This is a genomic window from Bradyrhizobium sp. ORS 375, from assembly GCF_000239775.1.
GTDB lineage: Bacteria > Pseudomonadota > Alphaproteobacteria > Rhizobiales > Xanthobacteraceae > Bradyrhizobium.
This window is the reverse complement of the sequence record NZ_CAFI01000035.1, coordinates 1-12,165: the sequence shown is the minus strand read 5'-3', so window position 1 is coordinate 12,165 and position 12,165 is coordinate 1. Positions and strand designations below refer to the sequence as shown.

The window sequence follows — 12,165 nt, the reverse complement described above, 5'->3', positions numbered from 1 at the left end:
CCCGGAATCCATACGCACGGGCGGATGTGTGACCCGAGCTCGCCATGACCATTGCCTCTCTCATTCCGGCCTGTGGCTATGGATTCCGGGCTCGCGCTGCGCGCGCCCCGGAATGACGAGAGGTGCGGATGAGGGATCTCGGCTTCACCACGCCGCCGCGAGGCGGCTTGCGATGCCCGTTGGAATGTCCCTATTGTATCCCGGCGTGCCCGCGTCCCCATCCGCATCGAGACCGCCCACGATCCGGCGTTCCGGATCACGCCTGTTCGACCGCATCCTCGGACCGCGCACGCCCATGACGGAGTTTTGACTGTGCCCGCACCGGAAAGCTTCCCCATCGACAAGATCCACATCCCCGACAAGAAGCGCAAAGCGCTGAGGCCGGAGCTGGTCGATGAGCTGGCCGAGAGCATCTTGGAGTCCGGCCAGCGCGAGCCCATCCTGGTCCGCCGCGACAAGGACCATTTCGTCCTGGTCGAGGGCCTGCACCGCCTCGAGGCCTGCAAGGCGCTCGGCGAGCCCGCGATCAAGGCGCTCCTGATCTCCGCCGAGGAGGCCCGCCAGCGCGAGCTGCCGCCGCCGCCGCCCGACCCGGAGCGCGAGAAGATGGAGCGGCTGCGCAAGCTGCGGCTGGAGAAGGAGGAAGCCGACCGGCTCGCCGCCGCCTCGCGCGGCAGCGCCGGCGCCCACGCTGCGACACGTCCGCGCGGCCCCGCCGACACGACCGGCCGCAACGGCCGCCCGAGCGCCGCCAAGCCGTCGCGCGCCACCGTGGCCGCGCCGAAGACGCTGTCCGACTGGATCAAGCAGCAGGAGCGCAGCGGCGGCCGCTACTGACCGCGCGCGCGACGGAACGTCCGCACCGGGGATCGGCGATTTTACGCTCATCTCCCTCCAAACCGTCATGGCCGGGTATGCCCCGCCATGACGATGGAGGGGGATAAGCCCGACTACCAAGTTGAGCGCGCCTATGCGATCGTTCCATTCGGCGCCAGGCACGCGACGCCACGCCGCTGCAGTGCAGTTCACTCATTTCCCCATCCCCCCTGAGACCCGAGAGGACGCCCATGCCGACCGCCATCTATCCAAGCCTGAAAGACCGCACCGTGCTGGTGACCGGCGGCGGCTCCGGGATCGGCGAGGCGATCGTGCGCAACTTTCTCGGCCAGGGCGCGCGCACAGGCTTCATCGACATCGACCGCGAGGCCTCGGACAAGCTGCTGGCGAGCCTGCCGGCCGACTCCCGCATCCATTTCGAACACGCCGATGTCCGGGACATCGGAGCGCTGCGCGCCGCGATCGACGGCGTGCGCCGCGCGTTCGGCCCGATCACCGTGCTGGTCAACAACGCCGCCCGCGACGACCGCCACAGCATCGAGGAGGTCACGCCGGAGTATTGGGACGAGCGCATGGCCGTGAACCTCAAGCACCAGTTCTTCGCCGCCCAGGCGGTGGCGCCCGACATGACCAGGGCCGGCTTTGGGTCGATCGTCAATCTCGGCTCGGTGAGCTGGGTGCTCGGCCAGGGCGGCATGCCCTGCTACACCACGGCGAAATCCGCCATCCAGGGCCTGACGCGCGCGCTCGCCCGCGACCTCGGCCCCGCCAACATCCGCGTCAACTCGATCCTCCCCGGCTGGACCATGACCGAGCGCCAGCTCAAGCTCTGGCTCACCCCCGCCGGCGAAGCCGAGCTGATGCAGCGGCAATGCCTCAAGCGCAAGATCATGCCCGACGACATCGCCCGCGTGGTGCTGTTCTTCGCCTCCGACGATTCCGGCGCCTGCACCAACCAGAACTACATCGTCGACGGCGGCTGGGTGTGAGCTTTCTCGGCTCGTTATCGCGACACGCGATCGTGCCAATGCCAATGAGTGACTCCGTCATGCCCGGCCATGACGCTGTGGAGACAGACGAGCGCAAAGCTCCGATCACAATGCCCTAGACCGTAAAGACCTGTAGGGCGGATCAGCGCAGCGTGATCCGCCGCCACGCGCCGCGCTCCATCATCTCACCCATCCCAACCTGCGCGCTCCCGCGCAGGACAGTTTGACGCGCCGCAGCCGGCCCCTCACCAGGAACCGGCCATGTGGCCAGCCGTTGCCACCCGCACGATGCGGACGCCTCGGCATCGCCGGCGCTGCGCCGAACGTGGTCCGCGTCATCTCCTGGCGACCGCCACATCCCCACCAACACGATTGGAGTCCCCGATGCGAGCAACCATCGCTGCCCTCTCCGCCATTCTTCTCGTCAGCACGGTCGGAGCCTCCGCGGCGCCGAGCGCCGCACGCTCCGAGACGCGCGAAGCGACGACGTCTCCGATGCGCCTGGCGCAGCGCGATCATCGCGACCGCGACGGCCGCTGGCAGCGCGAGCAGCGCCGCCACGATCATCGCGGCTACGGCCGGCGTCACGGCCCGCCCGACGGCTGGCACCGCTATCGCTTCCGCCCGCACGACTATCACCGCCGCGGCTGCACGCAGATCGGCCCCGCCTGGTTCTGCCCGTAAACCGCAGCGTCTCCGTCCCGCACTGGCCCCGAGGCCGGTGCGGGACGGATCGCCCGAGGTCCGTAGGGCGGATCAGCGCAGCGTGATCCGCCGCCACGCGTCCAACTCCATCAACCGCATCATCTCAGCAGGTGCAGTGCAGCACTACGCCGCCATCCGCGGCCAGCCGCGGAACCGACAAACTCAGAACTCGTTCACATCAGACAATCGCCCTTCCCGAGGCAACGCACCAGCATTGACGGCGTCGTCCCCGCCGTTATCGTCAGGCCTGGACACACGCTGCCCCGCATCCACAGGAGCGCCCCATGCTGACTGCAAGCCTGGCCCCTCTGGACGAGACCATCACCATCGCCGAACTGACGCGCGATCCCTACCCGATCTACCAGCGCCTGCGCCGCGAAGCGCCGGTGCTGCGGGTCAAGTCGGTGGGCCGGACGTTCCTCACCAAGGCCGCCGACACCAAAGTTGTGAAGGACAATGCGGCGCTGTTCTCGTCCGACGATCCGAACACGCCGATGAAGCGCGCCTTCCTCGCCCACACCTTGATGCGCAAGGATCACGACGAGCACCGCGCCGAGCGCATGGCGATGATGCCGGCCCTGATGCCGAAGACGATCGAAGCCGTCTGGGAGCCGCTCTACACCAAGTTCGCCACTGAGTATCTCGACCGGCTGCCGCGCGGCGAGACCGTCGATCTGTTCCCCGCGCTGGCCGGCCCGCTGGCCGCGCGCATCCTCGCCCATGTGATGGGCGTGCCGGACGCCAGCGACGAGGAGATGCAGCGCTGGTCGCAGACCCTGATCGACGGCGCCGGCAATTTCGGCTGGACGCCGGGCCCGTTCGACGCCAGCGACCGCGCGAACGCCGAGATGGACCGCTGCATCACCGCCAACATGGCGCGCGTGAAGGCCGCGCCGGATTCCTCCGCGCTGTCCTTCATGGTCAGCGCGAAGAACCCGATTCCTGACAGCCAGATCATCGCCAACATCAAGATCGCGATCGGCGGCGGCATCAACGAGCCACGCGACGCGCTGCTGACGATCCTCTACGGCCTCCTGACCAACCCGGACCAGTTGGAGGCCGTGCGTGCGCAGGACAAATGGCGCTCAGCCTTCGAGGAAGGCGTGCGCTGGGTGGCGCCGATCCAGGCGAGCTCACGCCTTGTCATGGAGGACACCGAGATCCGCGGCTGCCTGATCCCGAAGGGCGACACCGTGATGACCATCCAGGCCTCCGCCAACCGCGACGAGGAGCTGTTCGAAGACGGCGAGCGCTACAACGCGCTGCGCGAGCCCAACCCCCACCAGGCCTTCGGCAACGGCCCCCACCACTGCGCCGGCGCCCACCTCTCCCGCCGCACCGTCGGCGCCATCCTGCTGCCGATGCTGTTCGAGCGGTTTCCGCGGATGGAGCTGGTGGATGCGGCGAGCGTGCGGTGGCACGGGTTCGGGTTTCGGGGGCCGCTGGGGTTGGCGGTGAGGATGCCATAGGATAGTACCGAGCGCTCGTCGCACCCAAGAAAAACGAAAATCCAAAGATATTCACACGAGTAAGAAAAAACTAGAAGTCGAGCTAGCTATCAGATTCGTCGTCCGGCGCCATGCCGTCTCGCCATGAACTCACATCGACTGCGAATTCTGTCTCGCTAAAAGCCAGGTCTAGCGGATCGTCCAGCGAGACTTCAATGTCGCAATGGAACGGAAATGACTGATCAACCTCGGCTCCGTCGCCGCGACGCACGTCTGAGTTTGATCCCCATTGCAAGCCAACTGCAATCGTTCCGGTGGCGCGGTATGTGATAAAATGGGCACCGATTGAGCGCACCGATGTCATCTCCACATAAACCTCCTCGATGGAGTGATGCGTTGCGAGCTCATCCACTTCGAGGATCGCATTGTTGACCAGTGCATCTACGGTCGCATTGTCAAGTTCATCCTTAATGGCGTCCAGAATTGTCGTGCGGCATTCGCGATAGGTATCGATGAAATTTCCGAGGGCTTCAATCGTCCTGGATGCAGCAGCATCCTGCTCGTCGCGCCTCTCGATTATCGTATCTTCCCGACCGTGCACGTGCTTGCTCAAATTATCGACCGCCTTGATCAGCCTTTGCCGAATCGGCGCAATCTCGATTCCAAGAGTGTCCTTGACGAAATCACTGCTCAAGCCTCCTTGAACAGCAAACAGGATCCGTTGGGCTCGGGTTGGAACGTTTCCTTCCCGCTCGGACACGAACCAATCTGCTTGAACAACCTGCTCAACCGGCGCAAGCGCATCCATCATATGCTCGAACAGAATCCGCATCGCCGTGCTGAAGAAATTGAGCCGCAGCGGGTTCTCATGATCGCAAAGAGCGTGTTGCGCCCCGGTGATGGCTGTTCGGGAGAAATCATCAAGGACCTTTGGCTTCAAGGCCGCAAGTTGATCGTTCAGCCAAGGCAGTGCCATCGTAGCGCGTCCTACTAGATTTCGCGATGTCAGATCTGGCGCGTGTACTTATCACCGGAACAACGGGGTATCCGGATCATACGCGACGTCGACCGTCCGTAGCATCGCCCCCAACTTACGGCAATAACTCTACATAAACAGGCGATACGGATAGACGTTACCGGGCAAGTCAGGAACATTCGCGATAGTTCGAGCTAACCTCTGTGAGTATCGTATACTCACAGGCACGGGATCATAAAGCGCATCGTTGTTCCAATCCATTTTGGTCAAGGCAAGCGCCTCGTGCGCAGTCAGCTCAAGTGGACCGCTACCGGCGTGTCGTATTAGCTGCAATGGTTTAGGGATACTTTTCTTACCCTGGTAATAATCCCCTTTGCTCGACACCTGCGGCGCGTTGCCTGCCACCCACACAAGCGCTGAGTTACCCGACCGCACGACGACAGTCCCTCGCGGCACTGGAAAGCCCGATGGCTTAGTTGGCGGCTTAGGCAGACCAGTTTCGATCAACCATATCCCTCGCCAACAAGAAGCTGCGCCGACCTCAACGCATTCAATTTCCGGCACTCCAGCCAACGCGTCGAAAGCACCTTCAATTTCACCTGGCTTGAACGCTGTGGTCTTGTGAATGACAAGCCGCTTAGGCAAGTCTCCGCCGTTTCGACATTGATAGAGCTCTAGACTGCGCGCAAGCACAGCGCGCATATCGTCTCGACTTAAAAACGGATTCCGACGTGCTTCAGCAACGTCTGCAACTGGATCACGCGCTTCAAATGCAACGAACTGCATCCCTCCGCCGTCCATATCGAACACCTGCGAACAGCATGTCACATAGTGAGCATCGCGTTTGTCGCCACGCAATGCGTAGGCTAGACCAATATAGGCAGTATCGGCAGGAACACCTTTCAGTGGAGCTAATTTCCACGGAGTTCCGGCAGCCTTGACGTACAAGGCAATTGCAAGCCGCCAAGCGAGGGACGCGGTATGGTTGAACGAAAAGGCCCGATCGTTAAGCACCTGAGTTGGGATATTGTACTTCGCCCCTAGCGCTTTGAGCGCATCGTGAGCATCAAAAAGCTTCGCACGCGTCGCCGACGCCCAGGAATCCGGGAAATGGACTAGAACGACGTCAAAATCATTCCGGACATTGTCCAGCCGGCGAAGCGCGGCGTCCATCGCCCGAAACAGTTTGGCATTTGGATTTCCATCGCCAGGAAGCTCGCTCAGAGAGTCGGGCCACTTGATGTGAGCATCTCGCGACGCCGCTTCGAGCTTAACGCGGAACAGTGGTTCAAAGCCAGGATAAGGGGGGACATATTCAGCGCGGTCACTGGGCCTATACGAATTACGCAGGGAAGCCATTAGTTCGCCTCGGCGTCGAAACGCACTTTCTGGGCCAACAGTAGCAATCCGAACGCTCGGCGTGTAAGCTCCAAAAGAGCCCTTAGAAAATGGCCCGAAGTTTACAAGTCCTCTTAACGGGTGCACGTCCACCTGTTCGGGAGATGAGGGCGAGAAGGAAAGAAGTGGCTCATCCAACAATGCGAATGGTGGAAGCTTTGAATCCAGAGCGGGACTAGCCATCACTTTTTCCTATTGAAATAAGTGTGCTGGTGGCCAGGCCTGCTCCAGCCGGTGAAGCGCGATACTCTGAATTCTGCATCGATGCCCGTCCCGTCGTCCAGATCAAGGGCGCAGATCTTCCCATCCCGCGTGGTCGTCAGAAGGTTCGCCCACGCATTGATAATTTCTGCCCACTGCCTGTTGTACTTCTGAGCCCAGCGTTCTCTACGCCAGTCGCCCGCGGGATCGCCGCCTCGGCGTTCAAATTGCGAACCCAGCAAATCATCGTCAGCAGACTCAGGCTCGCTCTGATTAGTCTGCTTAGGCCGATCCGACCTGGGAACATCCACAAATGTGTACGGCTCAAAGCCACACCACCAGCGTCCTTCAATGTGCTCCAACTTTAAGAAGACGCCCTCATGATAGGGGAAGCCAAGTTGGGGAACTAGGCCGGTCAGAGCTCCTCCATATGCGTCACGCAATTGAGCGAGTGCGAGGATTCGTCTGCGAGCTTTCTCCTGGTCCTCTTCTTCACGTGGCGCTGCGACAACTAACGAATGACCGGAACGTTTGAAGCGAGGAAAGAGCGGGCGGCGCTTAGAGAGGGCTCTGACAAAGGCATCGTAGACGAGCCCAAGCGCCCAACTATCCTTTATTGCGTCTAGTTCAATCGTGCCCGCCATCTGCGCTCCAAGAGGGGCGAGCGCGTCGACAAGATCGTCGTCTTTCCCAAATGCCGCTACTTCACGGCCAATCGCGGCAACGACCGCCCTGCAGTGCTTCTCCTTCAGCAGAGTTCTAACGGTGGGCGACGTCGTGGGGGCCACAAGCTGGATTCGACGAGCATAACGCGGTAGAGACTCGACCAAGAGCGCAGAGTATCGCAGCACAGGAAACTGACGAGCTTCGGTGTTGCGCAAATTCACGTGGACCAAGCGAGACGCGGTGCTCCCTTGCATCACGTGACTTAATAACAGCTCTGGCAGATCAACTTGCTTAACTATGTCTGCAGCGAGTTCATCGAAAGTTTTGCACTCAACAACTGCGACATCAATCCCGGCTCGTCGAGCCTCATTAAGGAACTGCGTGACCGTCGGTAGAAGCCGAGACACCGACGACGCCACCCAGTAAATGCCGTTAGGGAACGGTGTTTTTTCTCTAAGGACGGAACTTAACGCCTCCATAATGGAGGCATCTCTTCCGCTATAGCCAACGAAAACCATGCCAAAGCGCTTACTGGCTTCGACCAGGACGTGCCTCATTCTCTCGTCCTGCTTTTCCAGCTCTGAGCCGGCATTTTTGATGGAGATCGATTGGTAGTCGCCGTGAAGCTTTGCCACGAGCGGCCAGCCAGACTCATTCAGACATCGCATCGCTCGTTCGGCAGAGTCGATCGCCGCAACAGTCGGTCGAGCCTGTTCCGCAGCTGCTAACAGCGAATTGGCCGAAAGAGCGGATTCCTCAATCAGTGGATCAAAGTTCGTAGTGAAAACACAATCAACCTTTCGGGCAGCGATCAAGCCTCCTAGGACCCGATGTCCAAAAGATGGCTTGCCCTTGGATATGGCGTCCTCGATATACTGTCTACGATGCCGCGGCTGCGGATAGACAGCTTCGAAAGCTGCTGCATACTCTGTGGGATCGCCATCGGGGGGCAGGAGCGAGGTTCGACGGAAAAACTCGTCGATCCGATCGATCCAGACCTGGTCGCCCGTATCGATTTCGCGTTTAGATAGGTTGTTCTCGCGACAATAGATCTGAGCCTTAAAATCTCGGATCATGGCGTAGCCGGTGGGAATTCCAGAGGCTGCGGACGCCCCTGCTCCGAGAAACCAAGCCACCAAATTTGGTCTAAGAGCCAAAACTGCGGCGAACTCTGCTGCTGAAATTGTCGTGATAGGACTAATCGGGATGCCCCTTCAGCTAATACAATTGTTGAAGACTCTCAAACCTATTAGATTCGTCGCCCAGAGATAGGCACGACACAAAGCAATCTCAAATTGTTAACGTATTTATTTATCACTTATTTGCGAATTTTGTCGCTCGGGGCGGGAGATCCTAGTCCCCCATCCCCAACTGCCCGTCGTGCCAATCTGCCGCATTCCGTCGGGCAAATCCGGCCTTGTGTCGTCGGGCAAATCAGATCGATGCTCCTCGCCGTCTCCTGCTCGCTGAAGGGGCGTTTCGCGATCGTCACGGACCGTGGAGCGGGAGATGCGGTGGCCGGCTGGGGTCGCAGTGCGCGGTTCGCGTGCGGACGAACGAACTCCGGACGGACGGTCAAGCCGTGTGGTCCCGACACCCCGACGCTGGTGTCTTGGTCGGCGACGATGTCGATGACGGGGGCAAGCAAGCCCGGTCCCCTGGGAGAGTACGGAGCAGCCGTTCAACCCATCGCGCAGGGAAGGCCGGTTGTTCGGCCAATCCTGTGGTGACTGCCGCCTGCTTTCTTTTCTGCAGGCGGGCCATGGGTGCGGCCTGCACCCGGCCTTCCCTGCGCCCTTCTCTTGGAAGGGCGTGTGCCTGAGAGCAAAGCTCGGACGCGGAAACGCGCCGCGAGGCTAAGGAGCCGCGCGTACAGGTCAGAGATGAAGGGTTGAGCGCCGGAGAATGGCGCTCCCTAGGGAAGCAAAGAAATCAAACAAAATCAGATGCTTGACAGTCCGTTTGGGGAGAAACGGCATCATTGTTCTTCAAAGCTCTTCTAGAGCGCGCCCCAAATGACTGACCGAGATCATCCGCGCGGAAGCGCGGACCGGCCGCGGCGCCGCGGCGCGCCGCATGGAGTGCTGCCCCCTCTCAATTTTGCTCTCCCCCCCAGACAGCGTCACGCGCGCCCCCGTGTTGAGAAGTAGCCGCCCCGCCCCCCCGATCACCAGCTGCTTGGCCTGATCGCGCACGGCCCTTCTCCTTGAAGCTGGCGGCGCCGGCGAACGGCTTGGCGCGCGGCCCGCGCGCGCTCGGATTGCGCTCGAGCGTTAGGGCCCCTTCGGTGCCGGGTGACACGCGAGGTCGCGGACCAGGCATCGCAGGTGACGATGTTACGGCTCATGCCCTCGCCGTCAGGCGACCGTGCTCGGACGTGTCGCCGGCCTTGCGCAGCCGCCGCCGGCCGGCGAATTCGAGCTTGCCGGTGACCTTGCTGCCGCCGGCCGCGAAGGCGCCGGTGATGCGCTGGCCGCCCCAGCTCTGCGCGACGGCGCCCCTTGGCGCGGGCCGCACGCCGGTCACCTGGCGCCCGCTAGCGGCGACGTTGTCGCCGGTGATCCGCGGTGAGCAGCCGGGCGAGGGACCTGTGACCGGCTGGCCGCTCTCAGTCATCTCGATGCGCTACGGACGCATCCGCGCCCGCGCGTCGATGCGCGGCGGGTCAGATCGTCGTCGGGCGATTGCTCGACCTCGCCGGTGATGGTGACACCGCGCACCGGCTCGCGGCCGGTGATCGCCACGGCGCCTATGAGGCTCTCGCTTGTACGGCACCGATCCTAACGCGGATTGTGAGAACACCCTCGGGACTGCGATCATTGGGCCGCAACGGTAAATCAGGCGATCTATTTCGCTGAGGGGCTCGGCCCGCAGCCCCTCAATCCGGCCACGCAGACGAACGTATTGACTTAACCTTTGGTTGTGTCAGCATCAGTCCGATTTCATGATCGAACCTTTTTCGGATGATCGCCGACATACCGGCGAGTTGTGACCGGCCATCGATACTCCCAAAGACGCGCGCCTCTCGATATTGCGAGTCCACCCGTGGAAACCAGGGGAAGTCGGCAACGGAAGATCAAAGCTGACGTCAGGACCGATCCGTCCTCTGGCGGAGCAACTGATGCCGCGCGGGCTGCCCCTGCCGCCGCGCCGACACCACTCATCACGACCGATCAGGTCCAGTCCGACACCTTCGCCACCGATAGCGCGCAAAATGCCATCGATCTTAGAATCACGGTCGTCCGTGGCGGCATGGTCCATATCAAATCGGCGGTCTCTGTCGGAGCACGCTATGACGGCCTGGCATTCGCGGGCCCGACCCGTGCATTCGATCGGCTGCTCGATTCCTGGCTGTCGCGCGCAGTCGACCTCGGCATCATCGGCTCGAGCCTCGGTCAGCTCTTCCTGATCAATCTCCGTCAGTTTCAACGGGACGCCGGGATGAAGGCTGACAACCTGCTGCTGGCGGGGATGGGCGAGCCGGGCAGGTTCGCTAGGGACAGCCTCCGATTCCTCGTCGCCAATCTCGTGGTGGCCGTCAAGATCATGGGCCACGACGAGTTCGCCAGTCCCCTGATCGGCATTCGGCGAGCCGAGCTTTCGATTGCCGACGCGGTTCGCGGCTTCATCGAAGGCGTCCAGGACGGCTATGAGCGCATCCGCGCTGCAGCCGACAGTGATACGAGAGACCGAGAAGCGCTGCAAAGCGCTGCCATGCGGCCCCTTGCTGTGGTTCTGGTCCACCCCGACGGACACAAGACGGAGGACATGCTCGCCCAGTTGCGCGTCCTGGCGAAGGAAGACGCGCTGTCGAACGTGAAGCTGACCGTGCTGCGCGGACCCGACAGCCCCGACGACCCCGATCTCGAACCGAGCCCGATCGACGTCGAACCGGACCGGCCGTCGAACTACCTGCGGATCACGCGCAGCAAATCGGCAGCGGCGGCGTCGATGCGGGCGCGGCCGACTGTGGTCGGCCAGCGCAAGCAGGCGGCCAAACGCCCGCTCATCGATCCCTTCATGACGGACGTGTTCCAGTTCTCGGCCCTGTCGGACACCGCAGTCATTCCGCAGCGCGACCGCGAGGTGAATGCGAGGATCCTGACCGATCTCGCCGATCACATGACGAAAGACTGCACCGTCAGGGAACGCGAGGATCTCGGTGCGTTCTTCACCAACATCCTCATCCCCGACGATTTTCGCAGGCTGACCGAGGGCCCTGGTAACGTCACACTGGAGGTGGACGAGACGACCGCGCTGTACCCGTGGGAGATGGCAGCCAGCAAGCGCTTCGCCAAATGCGTCTTCGTCAGTACCAATGTCGCTGTGTCACGGCAATTCCGCTCGGTGCTTTCGCCTCCGCCGACGTGTCCGCCTACCTTGAACAACAGCCTGAACGTGCTGGTCATTGCCGATCCCGCTGCCGACGAACTGGCGCTGCCGCGGGCACGGGACGAGGGCGCGACTGTCGTGGAGGTGCTCGAACAGGCCCGCAAGGCCTGGGGCGGGCGCTACGACATTTCAGTCAAGGTCCGCATCGGCCCCTGTGGCGATGAAGCCGGCCGGATGATGCTCGATAAGCTGAAGGCGCAGAACGCATGTGTGGTGAGCGCCGAGCCCTGCCAGCCGCTCGAACTCGCCATGCTCGTGGTCAACGAGCAATTCGATCTGATCCACTATGCCGGACACGGCATCTCCGATGCGAGGACGCAGCAGACCGGCTGGGTCTTTGCCGGCAACTGCGTTCTGTCCGCGAAGGAGATCTTCAGCATCCGGCAAGTGCCGCGGCTGGTGTTTGCCAATGCCTGCTTTTCGGCCGCGACTGGAGACTACAACGAGCAGCGCAAACACATGACGGGCCTCGCCCAGGCGTTTTTCGCCCGCGGCGTTCCGAACTTTATCGGCGCGGGCTGGCAGGTCGACGACGAATGCGCGCGCGAGTGCG

General features: G+C 62.1%; 9 protein-coding genes. 5 read left to right on the top strand and 4 right to left on the bottom strand.

Annotated elements, in window-relative coordinates:
- The first annotated feature begins 312 nt into the window (after window positions 1–312).
- From BRAO375_RS03130 to BRAO375_RS03115, 4 genes are all read left to right on the top strand, one after another.
- Window positions 313–837, top strand: coding sequence for a ParB N-terminal domain-containing protein (locus tag BRAO375_RS03130; RefSeq protein ID WP_009025999.1), 525 nt, complete (start codon window positions 313–315; stop codon window positions 835–837).
- Window positions 838–1,067: 230 nt separating this feature from the next.
- Window positions 1,068–1,826 carry an SDR family NAD(P)-dependent oxidoreductase gene (locus BRAO375_RS03125; RefSeq protein ID WP_009025998.1) on the top strand — a complete coding sequence of 253 codons (759 nt, stop codon included), beginning with the start codon at window positions 1,068–1,070 and terminating at the stop codon, window positions 1,824–1,826.
- Window positions 1,827–2,210: 384 nt separating this feature from the next.
- Complete coding sequence (locus BRAO375_RS03120; RefSeq protein WP_035638688.1) at window positions 2,211–2,510, top strand: hypothetical protein; 300 nt, start codon at window positions 2,211–2,213, stop codon at window positions 2,508–2,510.
- A gap of 305 nt (window positions 2,511–2,815) precedes the next feature.
- Window positions 2,816–4,000, top strand: coding sequence for a cytochrome P450 (locus BRAO375_RS03115; RefSeq protein ID WP_009025997.1), 1,185 nt, complete (start codon window positions 2,816–2,818; stop codon window positions 3,998–4,000).
- A gap of 82 nt (window positions 4,001–4,082) precedes the next feature.
- Here BRAO375_RS03115 and BRAO375_RS03110 read toward each other — a convergent pair whose 3' ends face one another.
- The 4 genes from BRAO375_RS03110 to BRAO375_RS38485 all read right to left on the bottom strand — a co-directional run bounded on the left by BRAO375_RS03110 (window position 4,083) and on the right by BRAO375_RS38485 (window position 9,836).
- Window positions 4,083–4,955, bottom strand: coding sequence for a pPIWI-associating nuclease domain-containing protein (locus tag BRAO375_RS03110; protein WP_009025996.1), 873 nt, complete (start codon window positions 4,953–4,955; stop codon window positions 4,083–4,085).
- A gap of 129 nt (window positions 4,956–5,084) precedes the next feature.
- Window positions 5,085–6,536, bottom strand: coding sequence for an argonaute/piwi family protein (locus BRAO375_RS35990; protein ID WP_083842423.1), 1,452 nt, complete (start codon window positions 6,534–6,536; stop codon window positions 5,085–5,087).
- The gene (locus BRAO375_RS03105) at window positions 6,536–8,356 is read right to left on the bottom strand and encodes an SIR2 family protein (RefSeq protein ID WP_244423107.1); all 1,821 of its coding nucleotides are present in this window, start codon (window positions 8,354–8,356) and stop codon (window positions 6,536–6,538) included. The genes BRAO375_RS35990 and BRAO375_RS03105 overlap by 1 nt, the downstream gene beginning before the upstream one ends.
- Window positions 8,357–9,563: 1,207 nt before the next feature.
- Window positions 9,564–9,836: a hypothetical protein gene (locus BRAO375_RS38485; RefSeq protein ID WP_009025991.1), complete on the bottom strand. Its 273-nt coding sequence runs from the start codon at window positions 9,834–9,836 to the stop codon at window positions 9,564–9,566.
- A 429-nt stretch (window positions 9,837–10,265) separates the two neighbouring features.
- Between BRAO375_RS38485 and BRAO375_RS03090 the strand changes: the two genes are divergently transcribed.
- Window positions 10,266–12,165: CHAT domain-containing protein (locus BRAO375_RS03090; protein ID WP_139031292.1), on the top strand; the 1,900-nt coding region annotated here is incomplete at its 3' end.